This window comes from Anaerosolibacter sp., assembly GCF_029240175.1.
GTDB lineage: Bacteria > Bacillota > Clostridia > Peptostreptococcales > Thermotaleaceae > Anaerosolibacter.
Map to the genome: position 1 here is coordinate 21,672 of NZ_JARBTM010000021.1, position 22,915 is coordinate 44,586.

Genomic DNA, 22,915 nt, shown 5'->3' on the forward strand with positions numbered 1-22,915 from the left:
AAAGCGTGTATAGATAGCTTGACTATTTATATACGCTTTTGTTCTGTTTGTGATTGTGGCAAGAATACTGTAAAAATGGTACCTACATCCTCGTAGCTTTCTACCGTGATTTTGGCTTTATTTTTTTCAATGATTTGTTTAACAATGCTCAGGCCATAGCCATGACCATCACCAGCTTTGGTGGTGTATCTAGGTTGGAAAATTTTATCATACATGGATGATGACAAAATGGGATAGGAATTTCCAATGGCAATACAATACATTTGATCATGATCGGAAATATCGATGGTTAGGATTTTTTCCTCCTGCTTACTATGCTCCAGCTCATAGATGGCATTGTCCAAAAGATTGAATAGTATTTTACATAACTCGATGGGATCCATCTTTAGATTTTCTAAGGAGGTGGAGATATCCATCTCTACAATGATGCCTTTGCTTTCTGCAATGGCGCACTTTCTGCTTAAGGTAGCAGCAATCTCGATATTTTTAATTTTGGAAATCGAAAAAACTTCATCTACCCGCTGGGATACATCAAAGACATATTCTAAAGCTCTTTTCGTTTGTCCAACCTGCAGCATTCCTGCAATCAAGTTAAGATGATTATTAAAATCATGTTTTTGTCCATGGAGGGCATCAATAACTTCTTGGGAGTGGTTTAGCTTTATGATAGACTCCCTCTCGATATGAAGAAAACGCAAGATAAAATAAATGGAGAAAAAAGCACTAACTGCCAAAATATTCAAAATAATAGCCACGGGATAAGAGTATTTATCAAAGGCAAGCAGCCCTTCTACCATGTTGATAAACATTTGATTGGTTAGTAAAATTACAGCTAGGCTTTGTATAAGTATGAGAATGATTAAAATGTATGCCTTGGTATATAATTTCATGGTATATCCCTACAATCTATGTACATTTTTAAAGTGATTCATATTGATCACGGTAAACTTTAAAACATAGCAGAGGACAAAAGTAATGATGAGAGGAAGATACACAAAACAACCTAATATAAGGGTACCCCCTGTTTTAGCCATTAATGAAGCAAGGTCTGTATTGAGAAAATTTAATATGGGAAAAAGGAAAAAGCTTTCACCCAATAACATCAGAGATAAACCGATAATCTGTGAAAGGATACTATCCAAGAATTTTTGTTTTCCAAGGAAAACAATAAGAAGGGCAAAAATACCAAGGATGATAAAGGTATGGGTGCCAAATGGAATCTCATATAGCTTATAAAGGGACCGCGTACCATAGGTGACCAATGTGTATAGAAAAGATAATACGCCCATATGCCGTAGGTTAAGCCGAATGCCCAAAGCACCTAGACCCGCTCCTAGGATTAAAAATCCTTCTATGAAAAAGAGAACCAATGTTTCTATTATTGCCATAAAATTTTTCCCTCCAAAATAAAATGTATTAAAGTAATAAACAGAAAAATAGCAAAGTATTCAATAGCTTTGCTATTTTTCTATTTACTACATATCTTTTAGTTGTTCTGGTAGTTCAGGCTGATAGCCTAAAATAGTACATGCAGATGCTGCGCTGGTAAATGCGAAGAAAGTAAGAATGGCTACGGATAATTGTAATAATTTTCTCATCATAAGTAGTTTCCTCCTTTCAAAAATAATCTGCTAAATACTGCATCAAAAGCATTGTAGAGCCTATAGCCAAATTTGGTCAGGGATATACTCTGCCAAAGGATGCCAATGGATGAAGTAAAAATCAGATGGTGAATCGTACCAAAATATAAATACCAGCTTAAATTCATAGCAAACCCAAATATTAATACCCAATAAGAACGAGTTCTTAAACGCTTTCTTTTGGTAACAGAAGTAATAGGCTTAGCAGGTGTATCGGCAGGTGCATAGGTATAAACTGCCCACAAGGCAAAGATAAAGATTCCAAGGGTGATAAGCCCCATACCAATTGGATCAACGGCAAGAAGCTTTGAAAACAAGGCGAGGAAATTGGCTGTAACCGCACTAAAAACAATACAATTAACCATAGATGCACAATGGGCACCGCCAGAAAAATTTCTAAAGGTAGAAATCGCTATAAGAAGTACAAGAACAGACGAAAAAATACCTAGGATTTGAGCAAGAATGAGAGAAGCACAAAAACCCAAAACATAAGTATAGGCCAAATAAATACCATATTTTAAAATAGCTTCTTGGCCTTGGTCAATAGCCAAATTATTCTTATACATATTCAGCGTATGATGAATTATCTTCTCCATAGGTCCAAGTCTCCTTTTGTTTATGAAAGCTTTTACAGAAGGAACAACGGATATGAGAATGACTAAATTTAACATGATACAACTTGCACAATATAATGTTCGACATAGGATGTAAAAAACCTTCTAGGTATTCAGGACTAATTATATAAATAGGGATAAAACAGGACTGGACGAATGCAGGAAATTGACGAATGATGTAGAATTGTAAAGGGTGAATCTACAAACCACAAAAGGAGAAATGTAAATGAGGACACTACGAAGCAAACTCATCATTATTACACTCATCATGATTCTTTTACCATTTGTTGCATCCAATATTATCAGTCATTATTTTATTTCTAAGGATTTTCAGAATTATATTGAGGAAAATGGAAAGACTGTTGCCAATGCCATTGCGGGAAATGTAAACGCTTTCATAGATAAAGCATACAGTACAACCGAGGAAATTGCCCATCACGGCAGTGTAACAAGCTTTGTTGGAGAAGAGCAGGTAAAGGTTCTCACCGATGTGATTCAGAGACATCCCTACTTCGATCTCCTATATATCCAGGGTACCGATGGTATGCAGACTGCCCGCTCAACGGGTAATCTAGGGGACCGTTCAAACCGATGGTGGTTTATTCAGATCATGGAAGATAAAAAACCCTTTGTCAGTAAATCCTATTATTCTCTATCAGGGAATACGGCAGTGACCTCTGTCATTCTGCCCATTTATCAGAATGGTCAATTCATGGGGGTTATGGGTTCCGATATCAAGTTAGATGCCCTCCAAGGGATGGTTGAAAAATTTAGTACGGGGCAAGATCAATATGTGTATGTGATTGATGGGGAAGGAACCGTAATTGCCCACCCAGAGCAAGCCCAAGTAAAGGAACTCTATAATTATAAGACAATGAAAAAGACAGTACAAATGAAAGATAGCAGTGGAAGTGTATTAAAGGATGAGAAAGGGAACGAAAAGACAGAGGAACAGGATATTGAAGTACCGGAAAAATTAAAGGAAATAACGGAAAAAGCATTGGGCGGAGAAACTGGTGTAGAAGAATATGTGGATGGAGCCGGAGATACTGTCATCAGTGCATATCAAACCATTCAGCTTCCTGGGGAATCCGATCCTTGGGCTGTAATCACTGTGCAGAAGAAATCCAGTGCCATGGCATTTGTGAAGGATATCCAGAAAAGAAATATACTTGTTGCAACAGGCCTTATTTTCCTCGTTGTTATAGGGACCTACTTCACATCCGGTGCGATTACCAAGCCGATTCAGCAGTTAATGATATTAATGGATAGTGCTTCCCATGGGGATCTAACAGTACAAAGTCGATATAGCAGTAAAGATGAATTGGGAAAACTAAGCCACAGCTTTAATACCATGATACAAGGAATGACCAACTTGATTCAAAGCATAGGTGTAACCTCTCAACAGGTATCAGCAACCTCTGATATGGTAAGTGCTACAACCAAGGAGACTGCTAGATCTATTGAGGAGGTATCGAGAACCATTTCAGAAGTTGCCAGGGGTGCAAACGATCAGGCAAGGGATGCAGAGGCTGGTGCTATGGCAGCCCATACCCTGTCAAAAGAGCTGGAGATCATGGCGCAGCATATTGAGGAAAGTAAGGATTCTTCCAACCATGTTTATACTGTAAATCATAAGGGGCTAGAGGCTGTTAAAGTATTGGAAGGTAAGACGGAGGAAAGCAATAAAGTATCCAATAAGGTTTCGGATGTGGTTAGCAGTTTGAGCAATAAAGCAAATACGATCGGCAATATTGTAGAGACCATCACGGCAATATCCGAGCAGACCAATCTCTTAGCCCTTAACGCAGCCATAGAAGCCGCTAGGGCGGGAGAAGCAGGAAGAGGTTTTGCCGTCGTAGCAGAGGAAGTGAGAAAGCTGGCAGAAAGTACTGCACAATCCAGCAATAGTGTAAAGGATATCATCTTGACCATTCAGGAAGATGTAAAGCTTGCCCAAGAAACAATGAAGACTGCAGAAATTGTTGTTCACGCACAAAATGAGGCAGTACGCCACACAAAGGAGACCTTCGGTGATATTGACCAGGGAATTGAGCATGTGGTAGATCAGATTAACAAGATTACAGCGAGTCTAGAACGTGTGATGGAAAGCAGAAGCAACGTATTGGCAGTGATTGAAAATGTATCTGCTGTATCGGAAGAAACGGCAGCAGCATCTCAGGAGGTATCAGCAGCCACTGAGGAGCAAAACAATGCTACGGGCCAAATGAGCCTACTGGCTGAAGAAATGAACCAAATGTCTAAAAAATTAGATGATGCCATTAGAGCATTTAAACTAAGCTAAAGTGCAAACTAGCCCGGTGTGACCGGGCTAGTTTATATTTATATAGGAACGGTTAATGGATATAAAACCAAGGTATCCACATACAATATAGATTGTGGTAGAATAAATATAAAATGTTGTACTTCAAGGATAGAAAGGAAGAAGAAAAGACGATGGCAGAGACAAGGCGTCAGCAGATTATCGAAATGCTGAAGAAGCGTGGAGAACCTATAACAGGGTCAGAGCTTTCAAAAAATTTTCAGGTAAGCCGTCAGGTAATCGTCCAAGATATAGCTTTGATTCGAGCCCAAGGATATCAAGTTTTGGCAACTCCTAACGGTTATATGATTCCAGGAGAAAAAGAAAGTACAGGCTACCTAAAAAGTATTCTGTGTAAACATGGTGGGTATGATGAAATGGAACAAGAACTGACCATCATGGTGGATGCAGGTATCAAGATTATCGATGTAATTGTTCATCATCCCCTATATGGAAAGATTCGAAAATCTCTCAATATTGGTTCCCGCATGGATGTGGAGGATTTTATGAGAAACGTACGAAAAGACAAAGCAGAGCCTTTATCGGCATTAACAGGGGGAGAACATATGCATACCTTGGAGATCCCCAGTGACCGCGCTTTTCAACGGATGATAGAGGGATTAAAGGAAAAAGGGTTTTTTGTGAAAGAAATAGAAAAAGAGCTATAAATAAATGTACAAATCTTAATGGTTGCATAAAGCAAAAAGATTTGTTATATTTTTTTTATCAGGTGACAAGACAGATGTAATAACAGGTTAAATGTGTTAAATATCAAACAATATACGTCAAGAAAATACTTTCTTAGGGAAATGGAAAACCTATAAAAGATAAGACGAAATGACAGGAAAAAGGAGAAAGCCATGATGAATGAAAAAGAAATGATTCAAGAAATTGAAAGGCTAAAGAAAGAAAAAAATGCAATTATCCTTGCCCATAATTATCAAATCCCAGAAATCCAAGATATTGCGGATATCGTAGGAGATTCATTAAAACTTAGCCAGGAAGCAGCAAAAACAGATGCGGATATCATTGTTTTCAGTGGTGTTCATTTTATGGCGGAGAGTGCAAAGATACTTTCACCCGATAAGAAGGTACTTTTGCCTGTTTATGATGCTGGCTGTCCCATGGCCGATATGATTGACGCAGACCAGCTCCGGGCTTTTAAAAAAGAATACCCAGAAATCCCTGTTGTGTGCTATGTAAATTCATCGGCGGAAGTTAAGGCCGAGAGCGATATCTGCTGTACCTCAGCCAACGCTGTGAAGATAGTAAAAAATATGAAAGCAGATAAAGTATTGTTTGTGCCTGATCAGAACCTAGGTCACTATATAGGAAAGCAAGTACCGGAAAAAGAAGTGATTTCCTGGGAGGGCTTCTGTATTACCCATCACAGGGTTAGAACCTCTGAGGTAGAAAACGTAAGAAAGCAGCATCCTGAGGCAAAGCTGCTCATTCATCCAGAATGCTCTCCGAATGTGGTGGAGATGGCTGATTTTGTAGGCAGTACTTCAGAGATCATCAACTATGCCAAAACCTCAGAATGTAAAACTTTTGTTATTGGAACAGAGATGGGGGTAATGCACAAGCTGAGAAATGAAAACCCAGACAAGAAGTTTTATCTTCTTTCGCCAGGGCTTACCTGCTTCAATATGAAGAAGACATCCTTACCAGATATTTATAAAGCACTCCTCCATGAGCAGCATGAAATCACAGTGGATGAAGAAATTCGCCAAAGAGCCCTAGGATGTTTGGAAAGAATGTTGGAACTAAGCTAAGGAGAATAGGATCATGAAAGATAAGGTGCAGACAGAGAAACTGGGCAATGTAGTCCGAAGTGATGTGATTATCATAGGAACAGGCATTGCGGGACTATATACGGCTTTAAATATCAACGAAAGCTATAGGGTTACAGTGCTCACTAAGACAGCCCTTGAGATGAACAATAGCAACCTAGCCCAAGGTGGTATTGCTGCCTGTGTGAGTCCTGCCGACGACTTTGAAGCCCACTATGAGGATACTATGAAAGCAGGGGCCTATCATAATCATCGGGAGCATACCCGAATACTGATTGAGGAAGCACCTGTAAATATTGAAAGGCTCCTGCGGTATGGGGTGGATCTTGATCGGGATGAAGAGGGAAAGCTCCTAGTGACCAGGGAGGGCGGCCACAGCAAGCGGAGGGTACTCCATGCGAAAGATGCCACGGGCAGGGAGATCATTCGAGGACTTGGTAAAGAAATTCATCGACGAAGGAATATTCAGGTACAAGAGTATGTATGGGCTACTCGGCTAATGATGTCACCAAAAGGATTGATTGGTATTGCGGCTATAAACAAGGATGAAGAGCAAATAATTTATCAGGCCCATTGTATCGTTTTCGCCACTGGGGGAGTGGGTCAAATTTATAAAAACACTACCAACCCATCGGTGGCTACTGGTGATGGGATTGCCATGGCCTATGAAGCAGGGGCAGAAATCCAGGATATGGAATTTATACAGTTCCATCCCACGGCGATGTACACGGATACACCAGGACAGAAGTTTTTAATCTCTGAGGCTGTTCGAGGTGAAGGAGCAATTCTCAGGAATGTCCAAGGAGAAGCCTTTATGGAAAAGTACCATGAGCTTAAGGATTTGGCACCTCGGGATATTGTGGCCCGAAGTATTTTTGCGGAGATGATCCAAACACATCAATCCCATGTGTATTTAGATATCACCCATAAAGGAGAAGCATTTATCCGACACAGATTTCCAACGATTTATAGCCATTGCTTAAAAGCGGGGATCGATATGACCAAGGAATGGATTCCGGTGGCGCCGGCTGAACACTATATCATGGGTGGAATTCTCACGGATGAGTATGGGAGAACCAATATTGAGGGCTTATATGCCTGTGGTGAGTGTGCTTGTACCGGCGTCCATGGAGCCAATCGATTAGCCAGTAATTCGCTGCTGGAGGGTTTGGTTTTTGGAAAACGAGTGGCGGAGGATATCAATGAAAAGCTAAATCAAAACAGATCTAGAGAAGCTGTATCTATTGGGTGGATAGATACAGGTGTAGAGATAGCAAAGACAGAGGAAGAGCTTTCTGTGTTAAAAAATCGGTTAAAAGACACGATGGATCGACACGTGTCTATTATTCGAACGGAGAGGGGCTTAAAGCAGGCTCAAAATGAGGTAAACAAGATGAAAGAAGTTCTTGAGGAAAACAGGGAAAACTCCATTCCTTATTATGAACTTAAAAATATGATCACGGTTGCCTTATTGATTATCGAAGATGCACTGAAGAGAAAAGAAAGCCTGGGGGGACACTATCGCCAGGATGAGATGGAGGGATAGGTTTGTTGAATCAATTAATGGTTGAAGAAATCATTCGTCATGCATTAAAGGAAGATATGAATTATGGCGATGTGACTAGCGATACCTTGATTCCACTTGAAGCTATGGCAGCGGCAAGAATGACAGCCAAGGAGGATGGTGTAATTGCAGGGCTGGCTGTGGCAGAAATGACTTTTAAAACAGTAGATTCAACACTATCTTTTGTAGCGCTGAAAAAGGATGGAGATACTGTAAAAAAAGGTGACCATATTGCTGAAATCAAGGGATCTATCCGAGGAATTCTGAAGGCGGAGCGCCTCGCCTTAAATTTAATCCAAAGAATGTCAGGGATTGCTACCTTGTCGAAGGCATACGCCGACGAAGTAGAAGGATATACAACAAGGGTAGTGGATACCAGGAAGACGACACCAGGACTAAGGATATTGGAAAAATATGCAGTAAAAGTGGGTGGATGTCATAATCACCGCTTCAATCTATCCGATGCAGTAATGATCAAGGATAATCATATCAAAGCTGTAGGGAGTATTACAAAAGCCATTGAGATGGTTAGACAGAGCATTCCCCACACCATGAAAATTGAGGTAGAGGTAGAATCTTTAGCCCAGCTTCAAGAAGCCTTGGAGGCCAAAGCAGACATTATTATGCTGGACAATATGGATACGGACACGATGAGGGATGCTGTTAAAATCACTGGCGGCAGAGCAATTCTAGAAGCTTCAGGGAATATCACCAAGGAAAGACTTAGAGAAATCGCAGCGATTGGCATCGATGTTATATCTGTAGGCGCACTGACTCACTCTGTAAAGTCTTTAGATATCAGTTTAAACATTATTAAATAGGTCCATAGATATGTAATTCATCCTAAACGTATATGCAGTAGAGGAAATAATCATGTTACTGTTAGCGGTTAGCAGTTAGCGGGTTTTGAGGTTGTGGCGGCTAACAGCTAACTGCTAACCAAAAGGACATTTATTTTGATAAGAGTTATCTATAATAGAAAGAGGTGAGTGATATGAATAAGCATAATAATAGGTTTAGGGATTATATTATACAAGCATTGAATGGTATGGCTCTTGGATTATTTTCTTCTTTGATCATTGGACTGATTCTTAAACAGATTGGAGATTATACCCAGATAACAAGCCTATCTTCCTTCGGAAAAGCAGCACAGCTGTTGATGGGACCAGCCATTGGGGCTGGTGTAGCCTTTAGCGTAAAAGCGCCGCCGTTGGGAATCTTTGCTTCCATCGTAGCCGGGGCCATTGGTGCAGGAACGATTGCACCTACCCCGGAAGGGGCATTCCTTATAAAAACGGGAGAGCCTGTGGGGGCGTTCGTGGCAGCCTTGATAGGGGCTGAGTTTTCCAAACTGATTTCAGGAAAAACAAAGGTAGATATTGTCTTGGTACCTGCAGGAACCATCATTTTAGGTGGATTGGCTGGTGTCTTTGTGGGGCCAGTGATGACCTATGTGATGAAGGGATTGGGAGATGTGATCAATCGTGCCACGGAGCTCCAGCCTATACCCATGGGTATTATTGTAGCTGTATTGATGGGTATGATTCTGACTTTGCCCATCAGTAGTGCGGCGCTAGCTATCTCTTTAGGATTGAGTGGATTGGCAGCAGGTGCTTCCGTTGCAGGGTGTGCAGCTCAGATGGTGGGTTTTGCAGTGGCAAGCTATAGAGAAAATGGGTTAGGGGGACTGATTGCCCAAGGGTTAGGAACGTCTATGCTTCAGGTCCCAAACATCATTAGAAATCCTAAGATATGGATACCACCTACTTTAGCCAGTGCCATCCTGGGACCCATTGCAACCTATGTAATGAAGATGGAAAACAATAGTATTGGTGCAGGAATGGGTACCAGCGGATTGGTGGGTCAGTTTGGAACCGTAGCTGCCATGGCTGGAAAGCAGCCGATGCAGTTGATTATCGGGAAGATCGCACTATTACATTTTATTTTACCAGCAATTCTAACCCTTATCATTTCAGAATATATGCGAAAAAAAGGCTGGATTCAATTTGGAGATATGAAATTGGATCGATAGTTTGAACTATGATTCTCTCGGTAGTATAATAAAGCTAAGGCGGATACTACGGAGAGAATTTTTCTATGCAAAAAATAAGATTGGGGTGAAAGAATGCAAAAAACGAGACGTTGGATTGGAAGTACGCTGATTGCTGCAATAATTATTTTGTTGGCATCCTTCAGTACATTGGTTCATTTTATTACAGATTATCAATGGTTTAAGGAGCTAGGCTTTGATCAAGTGTTTTTGACAAAGCTTATGACCCAGTTAAAGATTGGGTTTCCCTTATTTGTATTGCTAACAATTTTTATTTTTCTATATCTACAAACTATTAAGAAGGATTATTATAAAAAGGTACAGACTGCATATCAAGGGATCGATGAGAAGGTGATCAATCGGATTGCTTTGGGAGGCGCTGCTTTTGTATCCTTTATTACCAGTACTACCTTTACGGGAAACCTGTGGTTTGAGTTGTTGACCTATTTAAATACCACATCCTTTGGGGTGGCAGACCCTATCTTTGGAAAAGATATTTCTTTTTATATGTTCCAATATCCATTGATCAGCCAAATTTATACGACAATTATCTCATTTGTTTTCTTACTGACAGTGATTACTTTGGTGTTTTATTTGGTTATGATGGGACTTAGAAGACCAACGATATTTGAGGTCAATGATTCTCCCGATGAGATCCATCTTCGCCGGGGGTTGAACCTAGAAAACGGAAAGAAGCTTCTTCATATTGCCCTGCGACAGCTATTGGTATTAGGTGTTATTTTCTTCTTGGTCTTGGGATTGGGTTATTATTTAAGAACATTTGAGTTACTGTATTCCCCTAGGGGAGTAGCCTATGGCGCCAGCTTTACAGATATTCATGTAACCCTATGGGTGTACCGTGTTCTAATGGGATTGGCATTTTTATCTGCTATACTTCTGGTTGTAGGTGCAAAAGGAAAAAAAATGAGGTTAGCATTGACAGGACCTGCATTGATGATTGCCTTTGGTATACTAGGTGGTTTTGTTGAGGCGGGTGTCCAGAATTTTATCGTGGCACCGGACGAGATTTCCAAGGAAAGACAGTATTTAGAGTATAATATTCAATATACAAAAATGGCCTATGGCTTAGAATCTATTGAAGAAAAGGAATTTCCTGCGGAACAGGATTTAACAGCCCAGGATTTAGAGGAAAATAGAGAAATCATTGATAATATCCGAATCAATGATTATAGACCTGCCAATCAGTTTTATAATCAGCGGCAAGGGATCCGACCTTACTATCAGTTTAATGATGTGGATATTGATCGTTATATGATTGATGATGAATACCGACAAGTGTTTTTAGCCGCTAGAGAAATAGATATCAACAAAGTGAATGAACAATGGATTAACCGTCATCTGAAATATACCCATGGATACGGTGCCGTATTGTCTCCGGTAAACCAGGTGACCGCAGAAGGTCAGCCTCAACTTTTGATTCAGAATATCCCGCCGGAATCAAAGATAGAAGGAATAGAGATTCAACGACCTGAAATTTACTATGGTGAGTTGACAAATCATTATATCCTTACCAATACCCAGGAAAAGGAGTTTGATTACCCCAAGGGGGATCAAAATGCCGAGACACTCTATGAAGGGACTGGAGGAATCCGTCTTAATGGACTAAACAAGCTGCTATATGCTATACGCAATGGAAGCTTAAAGATGTTGATATCAGGAAATGTAACTGGGGACAGCAAGATCCTGATGCACCGAAATATCAATGATAGAGTGCAAAAAATTGCACCCTTTATCCATTATGATGGGGACCCCTATTTGGTCATTAATGAAGGAAAATTGTTCTGGGTGATTGATGGCTTTACCTTGAGCAGTAATTATCCCTATGCCCAACCCTATATAGAAGAAAGGGCAAACTATATCCGTAATGCGGTAAAAGTAGTGATTGATGCCTATAATGGTACCACCACATACTATTTGGCTGATGAAAAAGATCCTGTAGTGCAAACCTTGAGTAAAATTTTCCCTCAATTGTTTACTCCCATGGCTAAAATGCCCGAGGGAATTAAGGCTCATATGAGATATCCCCAGGAAATATTTGATATTCAGTCTGATGTATATAAGCTGTATCATATGAACAATCCAGAGGTGTTCTATCAAAAGGAAGACGTATGGGAGATTGCCAATCAGCTCTATGAAAGAAAAGAAGAGGTGATGGAATCCAGCTATATGATCATGAAGCTTCCCAATGAGGATCAAGCTGAATTTATCCTATCTATTCCTTATACACCAAAAGGTAAACCCAATATGACGGCCCTTTTGGTTGCAAGAAATGATGGGGAGAATTATGGGAAGCTGGTGACCTACAAGCTACCGAAACAGAAAAATATTTATGGACCAATGCAGATAGAGACGAAGATCAACCAGGATCCCAATATATCTAAGGAGTTTTCGCTTTGGGGACAACAAGGTTCTACCTATCTCCATGGAGATTTGCTCACGATTCCTATCAAAAACTCTTTCATTTATGTGGAGCCGATTTATTTAAAGGCTGACAATGAGAACAGTTTACCAGAGGTAAAACGAGTCATTGTCGCCTATGGAGACAATGTGGCTTACGAGGAAACCTTGGAGCAAGCACTAAACAAGCTATTTGGAACAGTGAAGGAGGAACCGCAGGCTCCGACGGAACCGGTACCAATCATCGAGGGAGAACCTCAGAATATAAATGAATTGATTGTCAAAGCAAACCAGGTGTTTAATCAAGCCCAGGAAGCGCAAAGGGCAGGCAATTGGGCCGATTATGGAAAATATATTGACGAGCTGAAAACTATTTTAGGAAGATTAAATCAGCAGGAAACAGCAGAATAATTGTTTGCAGAAATGGTGACAGAAGAGACTTCCTCAGGAAAATAAATTCCAAAGGATAGGAAACTTTTGTCACCATTTTTTTGTCTATACGGTATGAGGATGCAAATATTTAAGATGGGAGATAGTGACATGAAAAAGATAGGAATCCTTTGTTTGATCATAGCCATTATATTGATAGGGTGCGGGGAAACGGTGGTAAAGAACGATTCGCCTCAGGAGGTGCTGCCAGAAAAAAAGAGGATTGAAAATAGAAGACTAATAGGTATAGAAAGCCTTGAAAATCTTCCTGAAGGGTATATTCCTATAGCGATACACCCAGAGGATAAAGAGATTATTTATTGTATGAGATACACGGATGAAGGAAAAAAAGGCAATGTGATTGTGGGCGATTACTATCGCAAGGTAGCTGTTTTGGAGGTAAATACAAAGGCAGGTACAGAAATAGAGCTGGTTCCTGAGATGGATTTTATTACTTTGGTAAAATGGTCTCCCGACCAACAGTATCTTGGTTTTGTTGGGGGCAATCAGATGTGGCTTTATCACCAAGAGACAGGGGCAGTAGAGAATATGAATAAGGCCATCAATACACCTTCCATCCTGCAATTTGGTTGGTCTCCTGACAGTACGCGCATCTATACGGAGCATGAAAATCTCCCAAATGATGGGGTTTATGATTTGACGACCAAGGAAGGTTTGGCGGCCTACGAAATTACGGATCGAAACCCCTACTTTAAAGATGTATATACAGAAAATCTATATATAGGTACAGCAGAAACTGCAGATGCCTATGGAAACCGTACACCCATTACAGTTCTATTGAACCGAGAAGGAAGTATCGAAAGAATGATTGGAGAAGGACGATATCGAGATCATTTTAAAGAGCAGCTGGTTCAGGTGGGCAAGGAACACTTTGGTCTTACCTATTTTCCAGACATGGAGAATGGGAAGCTGTTGATCGATGCATATATATATCAGACAGCCTTTACGCCCCAAGGGGAGCTGATTTTTACCACAAAGGGAGATATTAGCTGGGTACCCACCTATAAACTGCACATCTACAATGACGGAAAAGTAGTGGCTGTAGCCGATGTTTCAGGGCCCCATTTTGCCATATGGCCCGATGGCAGCTATTTGACCATTGGCGGCTATGACAATGACAAAATAGATTTAAAGGATGTCTCAAAAATTAATGGGAAGATAGAAGGCATCGCGCCTTTGATTGATGGCTGGGAAAGCGTCGATATTGCTGGTATTTTGGTTGCAGGGGCTGATGCCTATGCCGACCTGTATTACAACAAGCCCGCTGCGGAAGAGGAGATAAGAAAGCGGTTATCCCAATACTATATTAACACCGATGAGCCTGTTAAGCAGAGGGCCTTTGACGATTTGTTTGAAGCCTTGAGGCAGAAGGATGAAGGCATGGGGCCAAATAAGAAATACCATATGACAGGAGAAGTTGGGGAGATAAAGATAGACGGGAATCGTGCTTCTGCCACCGTTGGATTTAGTTTACGGGATGATGGGGGAAGTGGCTGGGGCTTTGGTTGCAGCTACGAGCTTGTGCGCAAAGAAGGCAGATGGTATATTACAGGCTTTAGTATTTTTCCGGATTCCAAGGAAAGAGTACAGGTGGAGAAGGTGGCTTTAGACTTTATGAAAAAAGCCATGGAAGGAAAAAAGCATGAATTTTTCAGTGAAAAGGATCAAGAAATTTATGAGGGTTTAAAAGGGAAGTCTTTGAGCTTAGGGCAGATTCAATTTTGGCAGATGAGTATGCCCCATTTGGCTTCATCTGTTGAATATGCCAATCGTGCCAAGGTCTATCTTGAGGGAGAAGATCAGAGCTATACCTTGATTCTTTCAAAAGAATCAGGAAACTGGAAGGTGGAAGTATTGTCGGAAAATCAGGTTTTTGTTCCCTTTGAGTAGAAAAATTCCAAGGATCAATGATCCTTGGAATTTTTACATAGTGCTATCTGCATCGGTCTAGAAGAATAACCCTGCCAATTGTCCGTAAATCATACCGATAGGCGGTCCAATGATATTGCCAGTGGTACGGCTGATAATCATCATCATAAGGATAATCCTGCCGGCAGAGTAAAGCTGATCGTAAATAGGGTGTTCCTTTAGGTTTAAAAGACCAAACAGGATATGGGAACCATCCAAAGGCGGTATGGGCAAGAGGTTAAACACAAACAGAACGATATTCATCCATACAGTGTTGTCGAAAACCTCCATGATTGTATTGAATAGGTTATCTGATATCAAAGACGGTGGTGCGAAGGTGAAAGCCTTCATGAGCAATAGGAAAAAGAAGGCCAGGAAGAGATTCATCATAGGCCCTGCTAGAGAAACCAGAATATCATCTCTGCGTCTATTTTTAAAATTATAAGGATTTACTTCCACAGGCTTTGCCCATCCAAAGCGAGCGATGACAATCATCAAAAAACCAATGGGATCAATATGCGCCATGGGGCTGAGGGTTAATCGACCCTGGTGCTTGGGCGTGTCGTCTCCCAACCAAACTGCTGCTTGAGCATGGGCATACTCATGAAAAGAAAAACCGATTAAAATACCAGGAATGGTGAGTAGTATATCACGAATGTCAAAATTCATTGTTCTCCCCCTTTCATTTGTACATATAAATCTATTATAGCTTAAGATGAGAAAGGAAGGAACCACCAGTTAAAGGGAAGGTTATCCCCAAAGAACAAAGTTGCCTATCGGCAACTTTGTTCTTTGGGGACATATTTATTCAATATATCAATGGAAAGGGGACGCAAATGAGGATTATCTTGCTCGCAAGATTTTCAATTCTTCTATGGTCATGGCATCCAATTGCTGCGCCTTTTGAGAGAATTCCCTACGGGTAATCAGGCCCTTTTCATGTAGGATTTCAATCAAGGTTGCAATGGCCAAGGTATTTCTATAGTCAACTTCCTTTAAATCACCTAATTGTGCATAAATATCAATGTCACACATATCTTTACCCCCTTATCATTCTACTGTCTAAAGGATTGCCTAAAGGGAATAGAAATATACACGCGAATGGAAAATTTTACGAGCCTAGGGGAGGCCAATCCCAGAAATGGCACATATTCTGCACATGGGACAAATATAATGCATAGTATAAAGATATATCTTTTGGTACTGGAGGAAAAGAAATGGAGCACAATTACGAGTTGACAACAGGAAGATACCTTTTCGAACTGACAAAAATATTTTTTCAGTCCGTGGCGGCCCATTATTTTCAAAAAGACCATTTGAAGCTGGAAAAGTTGTACTATGATACCATGGATCTTCATGAACGATATATCGAACAGTACTGTGACGAAGAGGAAAAGGAAGAAAGATATCGAGAAAAAATTTATGAGCTTCTGGATTTGATCTTGCTTAAGGAACAAAAAGATACATTGAAAATGAAAACAGCAGATATAACGTATAAGGGGATAAAAATCAGGGAGAACATCATCAATGATATGTACGTAGAGCTCTGGTTGGTAGATCAGGATCTCTGGTTATATATTTTTGAGGCACGAGGGCATAAGGAGGATTTTATTTACTTTGATATAGAGGACCCATATCTTTTAAGAATAGATCAAGTATATTATGGATTGAAAGGGAAGCGAAGTCCAGGATTGCTGAATCTCCTATATGAAAAAGAAAAAGGAATAAATCATAAAGATATTGCCAAACTATAGGTAATATGTTAGAATATTTTAAAATATAGGAAAGACAATGAAGGGAAGTAGTAAATTCTCAGGCTTTTTCAGAGAGTCGGTGGCTGGTGAGAACCGATAAGACCTGTGATTGAATCCGTCCCAGAGTTATAGGCTGAAAATTTAGTAGGCTTTATCGGGTGCGACCGTTATATCGCAGCTAAGAGGTTTGGAGCAATCCAATCAACTAGGGTGGCAACGCGGGAATACGTCTCTCGTCCCTATTTTCATATGGGGATGATGGGCGTTTTTTATATTTTTGACTTTGTTATCAATACAAAAGAAGCTTTAGAAGATGAACTTAATAAAGGAGGTCAATGGCATGTTAGACATTCGACGAATTAGAGATGATGTGGAAGCGGTAAAAAGACAGCTTATGAAGAGAGGCAAAGGGGACTATGGAATAGATAAGGTGGTGGTCCTTGACGAAAAGCGGAGAGAACTCCTACAAGAAGTGGAGCAGATGAAAAACAGACAAAATGTTGTATCAAAGGATATTCCAAGGCTCAAGAAGGCTGGGGAAGATGTGGCAGCCATCATGGAAGAAATGAAAGGTCTATCTGAGAAAATTAAGGCCATGGATGAAGAAGTGAAGGGAATTGAGCAGGAGATTCAAAACATGCTGCTGACCATCCCTAACACACCCCATGAAAGTGTACCAGAAGGGGCTAGTGATACAGACAATGTGGAGGTTAAGAAATGGGGAGAGCCGCGGGCTTTTGACTTTGAACACAGTGCCCATTGGGATATAGGAACAAACCTAGGGATTCTAGACTTTGAAACAGCGGGTAAAATTACAGGGGCAAGATTTACTGTGTACAGAGGCTTAGGTGCAAAGATGGAGCGGGCGCTTATCAATTTCATGTTAGACTTGCATACCCAGGAGCATAAATGTGTAGAAGTGCTTCCTCCTTTTATGGTAAATAAGGACAGTATGATAGGAACAGGTCAGCTTCCAAAATTTGAGGAAGATATGTTCCATATACCAAGCAAGGACTTCTATCTCATTCCTACTGCAGAGGTTCCTGTAACCAATCTATACATGAATGATATCCTAGAAGGAGATCAATTGCCGATTTATCATACGGCCTATACGCCATGTTTTAGAAAAGAAGCAGGGTCTGCAGGGAGAGATACCAGAGGATTGATCCGTCAGCATCAGTTTAATAAAGTAGAAATTGTAAAGTTCACAAAGCCTGAAGACTCTTATCAGGAGTTAGAAACCCTGCTTCTTGCAGCGGAAGAAGTGCTCAAAAGATTAGAAATCCCTTACCGTGTCATAAAGCTTTGTGCAGGGGATCTAGGTGCCAATTCTGCATGTACCTATGATATCGAGGTATGGATGCCAAGCTACGGAAGATATTTAGAGATTTCTTCTTGCAGTAACTTCCAGGATTTTCAGGCGAGAAGAGCGAATATTAGATTTAGACCGGAGCCAAAGGGCAAGGTAGAATATGTTCATACCCTAAATGGATCAGGTTTGGCTGTGGGAAGAACCTTCGCCGCTATTCTAGAGAATTATCAGCAGGCTGATGGATCTGTGGTAATCCCAGAAGCTCTAAGACCTTATATGGGCGGATTAGAAAGAATTACAAAATAGAAAAGAAACCAGCACTGCAAAGTGTTGGTTTCTTTTCTATTTTGAGATATTATTCTACTTTTCCGATTTTTGAAACAGGTAGAACTCTTACCAAAACCTTGCCTTGGACTTTTTCCATATCCACTAGGCCTAAGTTTCTACTGTCCAAACTGTGACTGCGATTATCTCCCATGACAAAGATTTTTCCTTGGGGAACTTCTTCAATATAGGTATCTCCTGTGGTGTAATCTTCGTTGATATAATCTTCCTGGAGTTCCTCTCCATTCACATATACTTCACCATTTTGAATCAGTATCTGGTCGCCTTCTACCGCGATTACCCGTTTGATTAAATTCTTGGTGCTTACACCCTTTAAACGCTGAATCCAGTTTAATTGACCCAGCTCATCGGGTGCCATGGGAATATCTGTTTCAAAGGAAACGATATCACCCTTTTCAATCTTATGGGTATTTTGCAGCAATAGATAGTCGTGCTCCACAAGGGTAGGATTCATGGATATACTATAAACCTCCAAGGGTGTAATGAAGGATGTAACAACCAAGGAAATCACCACGGCTAGAACGATGGACTTGATCCATTCCCAAACTTCTCTCTGCACCATAACAACTCCTTTGCTTTGAATTTCGACATATTACCTAACTATTATTGTATCATTTTCTCCATGAATTTCTCAAATAAAGTTTTAGAAATAACTTGTTGATATAGGAAATCATGGGTTTTCATGTCTTATATAGGCCTATGAACCATCTCGGTCAATGCTTGAAAGTTCCTTACAAATCTGTCTGACAGCTGTTGAATAAGTTTATTTATGGGGCAAACGTTTCCAAGTTTATCACAGTATTGTTAAGAAATAGGATTGTATGATATGGTAAAAGTATATGAATTTCGATAATTATAAATGGGAGGAGATCAGGATATGTACAAAGGGATAGGCGCTTCTCCTGGAATCGCCGTTGGAAAGGCATTGCTTTTGAAAAAAGAGGACATCATCATTGAACGAAAATCCATCCGTAATGAGATGGAAGAGAATGAGAGATTTCATAAAGCGTTAGATAAAACAAAGGAACAGATTGAGGAAATCAAAAAGAATACAGGCGCAGCGCAACAGGAAATCATGGATGCCCATTTGATGATCTTGGAAGATCCTGAATTGATTGGTGGCGTCGAGGGAGCTGTTAATGCTGAGAAAATCAATGCAGAGGCTGCACTACAGGGCGTTATAGATACCTTTGTGGCTATTTTTGAGAGCATGGACAATGAATATATGCGGGAAAGGGCAGCAGACATCAAGGATGTGGGTCAGCGGATTATGATGAATCTCTTAGGAAAAGAGCACCCAAACTTAGCCAAGCTAAAAGAGCCTGTGGTTATCGTAGCCCATGACCTAACACCGTCTGATACAGCCCAATTAGATCGAGAAAACGTTTTGGGCTTTGTTACAGAGATTGGCGGAAGAACATCCCATAGTGCGATTATGGCAAGAACCATGGAAATCCCTGCTGTGCTTGGTCTAAAGGCGATTACCCAACAGATTAAAAATGGAGATATTCTTGTTTTTGATGGAGAAGAAGGGATTGTATTGGTGAATCCAGAGGAGCCTGTCATCCAGCAATACACAGAAAAAAGAGTAAAATTGGCAGAGGAAAAACAAGCGTTACGAAAGCTCTTAAATAGTAACACCATATCCAAGGACGGCAAAAAGGTAGAGCTAGGCGGTAACATCGGTAATCCAAGGGATGCCCAGAAGGCCCATGAGAGTGGAGCCGAGGGAATTGGACTCTATCGGACAGAGTTTTTATATATGGATAGAACCTCCCTGCCATCGGAGGAGGAACAGTTTGAAGCCTATAAAGCTGTTTTAGAAATCATGGGAGAGCGCCCTGTGGTGATTAGAACCCTTGACATCGGTGGAGATAAGGAACTGCCTTACATGAACCTGCCAAAGGAAATGAATCCATTCCTTGGATATCGGGCCATTCGAATCTGCTTGGATCAAAAAGAAATCTTTAAAACCCAGCTTCGCGCACTGCTAAGGGCCAGTGTTTATGGAAACCTTAAGATTATGTACCCTATGATTTCTTCCCTTGAAGAGGTTAGAGCTGCCAATGGTATCATGGAGGAAGTAAAGCAGGAGTTAAACAATGAAAGAAAAGAGTGGTCATCAGATATTGAAGTGGGCATCATGATAGAAATCCCTGCTGCTGCAGTGATTTCGGATATCCTTGCCATGGAAGTAGACTTCTTCAGCATCGGTACCAATGACCTGATTCAGTATACTACAGCAGTAGACAGAATGAATGAAAAAATTGCCCATCTATATAATCCATTTAACCCAGCCGTATTGAGACTGATCAAGCAGGTAATAGACAATGGTCATAAGGCAGGAAAATGGGTAGGTATGTGTGGGGAAGTGGCTGGAGACAAACGATTGATCCCTGTTCTTCTAGGTATGGGTTTAGATGAATTCAGTATGAGTGCAGGGGCTATCCTGCCTGCCCGAAAGCAGATTCAGGCCCTATCCTATGAAGAAATGAAGGCATTAGCAGATCAAGTACTACAGCTGGGCACAGCGGAAGAGATCGAAAAGCTATTATGTGAATAGATGAATAAAACCCACAAGAGGTTGTAACTTTTTTAGATATAAAAGTAGCACTGAATGGGTAAAATAAACAAAGTCCCTGATAAATTTATCAGGGACTTTGTTTATTTTACAATATATATTGTCTTATTTGAAGGAAACCATAGTACATTTGCACCTAATTTTTCCGATACATACCGTATTGGTACAAGGGTACGATTGTTCACGATCGTCGCAGGTGTATCGAAATCTTCAAGGGGCGCATCGATTACCATGCTTAATATTTTCTCATCTAGATGAATGGAGACTGTCTTTAGCTCTGTATTCCAATCTACATCTGCTCCTATATTTTCTGCGATAAATCTTATAGGAACCATAGCTCTATTATTTATAATAATTGGCGCCACATCATTCGTTTTGACTTTGTTATTTACTTCTGATGTAAGTTGATCAAGTGTTAATCTAATGGTGGTTAGCTCATTTGCTTTCCCTATACCATATAAACTAAATTGATCTGTGTAGAACGTAAATATTTTGGCTGTTTTATCATATATACCACCGAGCTTTATAAGGTCAATATCTCCATTTTCATCTACTTTATACCTTATACCTGTCAAACTTTCTATATTCTCATCTGTTAATGCTAAATCTGATAAATCTAAGGTTATTGCTACTGGTTCAGCGAATGAATCTACTTTTTCTGTAGTGGTAGTGCCATCTGCATTTTTTCTTGTAATTTGTGCAGTTAAGTCAAATATTTTTCCACCTATTTCAAATATACCTGTACTTTCGCCTACGGCTACCTTTTCCAAAGCTATTTTCTTTTCTTTTTCGGTTAATACTTTTACTCCTAGGGATATGTATGAATTTTCTTCTTCGGTAGCCCCTAGTATTTGTGCAGTGTTTAATGAATTAGGGTGAAAAGTTAGTTTAATTCCCATATTTTCTAAGTATAAGGGTTCTTCTTGATCCCTTAGTGTTCGGAGCATATTAAGAGTGATATTTGCCTTAGAATCTTTTATATTCTTTAGTGAAAGTACTGCTTTGCCTGTTTTTGATAAACTTGATGCGATTAATGGATCATTCATTTCTGATATAGTTGAAATCGTATCTGCCTGTACTGTGTCATGGTCATTGTTATCATCATTGTGGTTACTACTACCGTCATCATAATCTGCTCTTGTTACAGTCACGATATATGTTTTTGTGGTGAATGTATCTTCAGCAGTTACCAATATACGAATTTGATTGGCTCCAAGGTGTAGGTTAATCGGCTCCGATGGCGTATTATTTATGACATTATGGCCATTGATCTGAATTGTCCCATTACCATCTTCTAAGGTAGGGGTAATGGTCATGCTGGATATGTCATATGCCACATTGACTTCGTAATCCGTTTTATTTGGTGCAAAGTCTGGTTTTAAGGTCCCGTTACTTAATCGAATATTACTTAAATCTGCATTATTACTTATGGTTGTAAAACGAAAGGTATATGGATTGGACGAGTTATATACAGCGTCTTGTACCGTTCCACTTGGAATTTTTACAGTGTATAGTGTGTTGTAATTCAGACCATTTTTAGGGGTAATGGTTAATAGATTATCTTCTATAGCATAAACACAATCGACTACAGTATCTCCTTCTAAGCTTAGTAGGTTGATATCCTTTGGTTGTATGTCTTCATTAAAGGTAACTTTTATATCTTTATTTACCAAAACACCTGTTTGATTGTTGCTAGGTTCTGTCGTCATAACATAAGGAGCAGAAAGATCTGGTGGATTTTGTGTTGTAAAACGAAAGGTATATGAATTGGAAGAGTTATATAGTGCATCTCTTACCGCTCCCCTTGGAATCGATATTGTATAGGCACTGCTATAATCTAAATTTTCATTAGGATCTATTGTAAGGGTTTTTCCATCTATTTGGTAGGTATAGCCCATCACTGTCTCATCTTTTTTTATGCTGATACTATCTATCCCATCGGAAGCAAAGATATTTTCATCAAAAGTAATTAAAATATTTTGATCAATGGCTACATTTGTTTGATTGTCTAAAGGGTTCGTATCCGTTACATCAGGTCGAAGGATCTCCATAAATTGTATCCGGTGATTATTTGAATCGGCCACATAGATGTTACCATCACCATCTACTGCCACGCCATTTGGAGTATTAAACGCACCAGCATCGCTGCCACTACTACCCCAG

The 22,915-nt window shown here is 40.1% G+C and carries 19 protein-coding genes and 1 other annotated feature; of the genes, 11 read left to right on the forward strand and 8 right to left on the reverse strand.

Annotated elements, in window-relative coordinates; genetic code table 11:
• Window positions 1–26 precede the first annotated feature (26 nt).
• The 4 genes from K0R93_RS14960 to K0R93_RS14975 all read right to left on the reverse strand — a co-directional run bounded on the left by K0R93_RS14960 (window position 27) and on the right by K0R93_RS14975 (window position 2,236).
• Window positions 27–890, reverse strand: coding sequence for a sensor histidine kinase (locus tag K0R93_RS14960; protein WP_300302865.1), 864 nt, complete (start codon window positions 888–890; stop codon window positions 27–29).
• A gap of 9 nt (window positions 891–899) precedes the next feature.
• Window positions 900–1,388: a hypothetical protein gene (locus K0R93_RS14965; RefSeq protein WP_300302867.1), complete on the reverse strand. Its 489-nt coding sequence runs from the start codon at window positions 1,386–1,388 to the stop codon at window positions 900–902.
• Window positions 1,389–1,475: 87 nt separating this feature from the next.
• A complete protein-coding gene (locus tag K0R93_RS14970) occupies window positions 1,476–1,601 on the reverse strand; it encodes a cyclic lactone autoinducer peptide (protein ID WP_300302869.1) in 126 nt (41 codons plus the stop codon).
• Window positions 1,598–2,236, reverse strand: coding sequence for an accessory gene regulator ArgB-like protein (locus K0R93_RS14975; protein WP_300302871.1), 639 nt, complete (start codon window positions 2,234–2,236; stop codon window positions 1,598–1,600). Before K0R93_RS14975 ends, K0R93_RS14970 begins: the two co-directional genes overlap by 4 nt.
• A gap of 244 nt (window positions 2,237–2,480) precedes the next feature.
• Here K0R93_RS14975 and K0R93_RS14980 point away from each other — a divergent pair, with 244 nt between their 5' ends.
• From K0R93_RS14980 to K0R93_RS15015, 8 genes are all read left to right on the forward strand, one after another.
• Complete coding sequence (locus K0R93_RS14980) at window positions 2,481–4,559, forward strand: methyl-accepting chemotaxis protein (RefSeq protein ID WP_300302873.1); 2,079 nt, start codon at window positions 2,481–2,483, stop codon at window positions 4,557–4,559.
• Between the two features lie 152 nt (window positions 4,560–4,711).
• Window positions 4,712–5,245 carry a transcription repressor NadR gene (locus K0R93_RS14985; protein WP_300302875.1) on the forward strand — a complete coding sequence of 178 codons (534 nt, stop codon included), beginning with the start codon at window positions 4,712–4,714 and terminating at the stop codon, window positions 5,243–5,245.
• Window positions 5,246–5,404: 159 nt separating this feature from the next.
• The gene (nadA, locus tag K0R93_RS14990; protein WP_300302901.1) at window positions 5,405–6,352 is read left to right on the forward strand and encodes a quinolinate synthase NadA; all 948 of its coding nucleotides are present in this window, start codon (window positions 5,405–5,407) and stop codon (window positions 6,350–6,352) included.
• Window positions 6,353–6,365: 13 nt separating this feature from the next.
• Complete coding sequence (gene nadB, locus K0R93_RS14995; protein ID WP_300302877.1) at window positions 6,366–7,916, forward strand: L-aspartate oxidase; 1,551 nt, start codon at window positions 6,366–6,368, stop codon at window positions 7,914–7,916.
• Between the two features lie 2 nt (window positions 7,917–7,918).
• Window positions 7,919–8,755: a carboxylating nicotinate-nucleotide diphosphorylase gene (gene nadC, locus K0R93_RS15000; RefSeq protein WP_330685179.1), complete on the forward strand. Its 837-nt coding sequence runs from the start codon at window positions 7,919–7,921 to the stop codon at window positions 8,753–8,755.
• Window positions 8,756–8,928: 173 nt separating this feature from the next.
• Window positions 8,929–9,966 (forward strand): PTS transporter subunit IIC, encoded by a 1,038-nt coding sequence (locus K0R93_RS15005; protein ID WP_300302879.1) that lies wholly within the window; start codon window positions 8,929–8,931, stop codon window positions 9,964–9,966.
• Window positions 9,967–10,059: 93 nt separating this feature from the next.
• The gene (locus K0R93_RS15010; RefSeq protein WP_300302881.1) at window positions 10,060–12,813 is read left to right on the forward strand and encodes a UPF0182 family membrane protein; all 2,754 of its coding nucleotides are present in this window, start codon (window positions 10,060–10,062) and stop codon (window positions 12,811–12,813) included.
• 129 nt (window positions 12,814–12,942) lie between these two features.
• A complete protein-coding gene (locus tag K0R93_RS15015) occupies window positions 12,943–14,742 on the forward strand; it encodes a hypothetical protein (RefSeq protein WP_300302883.1) in 1,800 nt (599 codons plus the stop codon).
• Between the two features lie 57 nt (window positions 14,743–14,799).
• Here the strand turns inward: K0R93_RS15015 and K0R93_RS15020 are convergent, their stop codons facing one another.
• Both K0R93_RS15020 and K0R93_RS15025 read right to left on the reverse strand, forming a co-directional pair.
• Window positions 14,800–15,429, reverse strand: a complete 630-nt coding sequence (locus K0R93_RS15020) for a site-2 protease family protein (protein WP_300302885.1) — start codon at window positions 15,427–15,429, stop codon at window positions 14,800–14,802.
• A 174-nt stretch (window positions 15,430–15,603) separates the two neighbouring features.
• Complete coding sequence (locus tag K0R93_RS15025) at window positions 15,604–15,795, reverse strand: hypothetical protein (RefSeq protein ID WP_300302887.1); 192 nt, start codon at window positions 15,793–15,795, stop codon at window positions 15,604–15,606.
• Window positions 15,796–15,977: 182 nt separating this feature from the next.
• Here K0R93_RS15025 and K0R93_RS15030 point away from each other — a divergent pair, with 182 nt between their 5' ends.
• The gene (locus K0R93_RS15030; protein WP_300302889.1) at window positions 15,978–16,514 is read left to right on the forward strand and encodes a hypothetical protein; all 537 of its coding nucleotides are present in this window, start codon (window positions 15,978–15,980) and stop codon (window positions 16,512–16,514) included.
• Window positions 16,515–16,542: 28 nt separating this feature from the next.
• Window positions 16,543–16,758 (forward strand) — a binding site (T-box leader).
• Between the two features lie 96 nt (window positions 16,759–16,854).
• Window positions 16,855–18,132 carry a serine--tRNA ligase gene (serS, locus tag K0R93_RS15035; RefSeq protein WP_300302891.1) on the forward strand — a complete coding sequence of 426 codons (1,278 nt, stop codon included), beginning with the start codon at window positions 16,855–16,857 and terminating at the stop codon, window positions 18,130–18,132.
• Between the two features lie 49 nt (window positions 18,133–18,181).
• Here the strand turns inward: serS and lepB are convergent, their stop codons facing one another.
• Window positions 18,182–18,730 carry a signal peptidase I gene (gene lepB, locus K0R93_RS15040; protein WP_330685180.1) on the reverse strand — a complete coding sequence of 183 codons (549 nt, stop codon included), beginning with the start codon at window positions 18,728–18,730 and terminating at the stop codon, window positions 18,182–18,184.
• Between the two features lie 318 nt (window positions 18,731–19,048).
• On the opposite strand from lepB, the gene ptsP reads away from it, so the two are divergent.
• Window positions 19,049–20,734, forward strand: coding sequence for a phosphoenolpyruvate--protein phosphotransferase (ptsP, locus tag K0R93_RS15045; protein ID WP_300302895.1), 1,686 nt, complete (start codon window positions 19,049–19,051; stop codon window positions 20,732–20,734).
• A gap of 101 nt (window positions 20,735–20,835) precedes the next feature.
• Here ptsP and K0R93_RS15050 read toward each other — a convergent pair.
• Window positions 20,836–22,915 (reverse strand): Ig-like domain-containing protein (locus K0R93_RS15050; protein ID WP_300302897.1); only part of this gene is annotated, 2,080 nt, incomplete at its 5' end.

Bases quoted from the DNA above. Each gene is read 5' to 3' on its own strand.
- K0R93_RS14960 (WP_300302865.1), bottom strand. From the start codon at position 890: ATGAAATTATATACCAAGGCATACATTTTAATCATTCTCATACTTATA.
- K0R93_RS14965 (WP_300302867.1), bottom strand. From the start codon at position 1,388: ATGGCAATAATAGAAACATTGGTTCTCTTTTTCATAGAAGGATTTTTA.
- K0R93_RS14970 (WP_300302869.1), bottom strand. From the start codon at position 1,601: ATGATGAGAAAATTATTACAATTATCCGTAGCCATTCTTACTTTCTTC.
- K0R93_RS14975 (WP_300302871.1), bottom strand. From the start codon at position 2,236: ATGGAGAAGATAATTCATCATACGCTGAATATGTATAAGAATAATTTG.
- K0R93_RS14980 (WP_300302873.1), top strand. From the start codon at position 2,481: ATGAGGACACTACGAAGCAAACTCATCATTATTACACTCATCATGATT.
- K0R93_RS14985 (WP_300302875.1), top strand. From the start codon at position 4,712: ATGGCAGAGACAAGGCGTCAGCAGATTATCGAAATGCTGAAGAAGCGT.
- nadB (WP_300302877.1), top strand. From the start codon at position 6,366: ATGAAAGATAAGGTGCAGACAGAGAAACTGGGCAATGTAGTCCGAAGT.
- K0R93_RS15005 (WP_300302879.1), top strand. From the start codon at position 8,929: ATGAATAAGCATAATAATAGGTTTAGGGATTATATTATACAAGCATTG.
- K0R93_RS15010 (WP_300302881.1), top strand. From the start codon at position 10,060: ATGCAAAAAACGAGACGTTGGATTGGAAGTACGCTGATTGCTGCAATA.
- K0R93_RS15015 (WP_300302883.1), top strand. From the start codon at position 12,943: ATGAAAAAGATAGGAATCCTTTGTTTGATCATAGCCATTATATTGATA.
- K0R93_RS15020 (WP_300302885.1), bottom strand. From the start codon at position 15,429: ATGAATTTTGACATTCGTGATATACTACTCACCATTCCTGGTATTTTA.
- K0R93_RS15025 (WP_300302887.1), bottom strand. From the start codon at position 15,795: ATGTGTGACATTGATATTTATGCACAATTAGGTGATTTAAAGGAAGTT.
- K0R93_RS15030 (WP_300302889.1), top strand. From the start codon at position 15,978: ATGGAGCACAATTACGAGTTGACAACAGGAAGATACCTTTTCGAACTG.
- serS (WP_300302891.1), top strand. From the start codon at position 16,855: ATGTTAGACATTCGACGAATTAGAGATGATGTGGAAGCGGTAAAAAGA.
- ptsP (WP_300302895.1), top strand. From the start codon at position 19,049: ATGTACAAAGGGATAGGCGCTTCTCCTGGAATCGCCGTTGGAAAGGCA.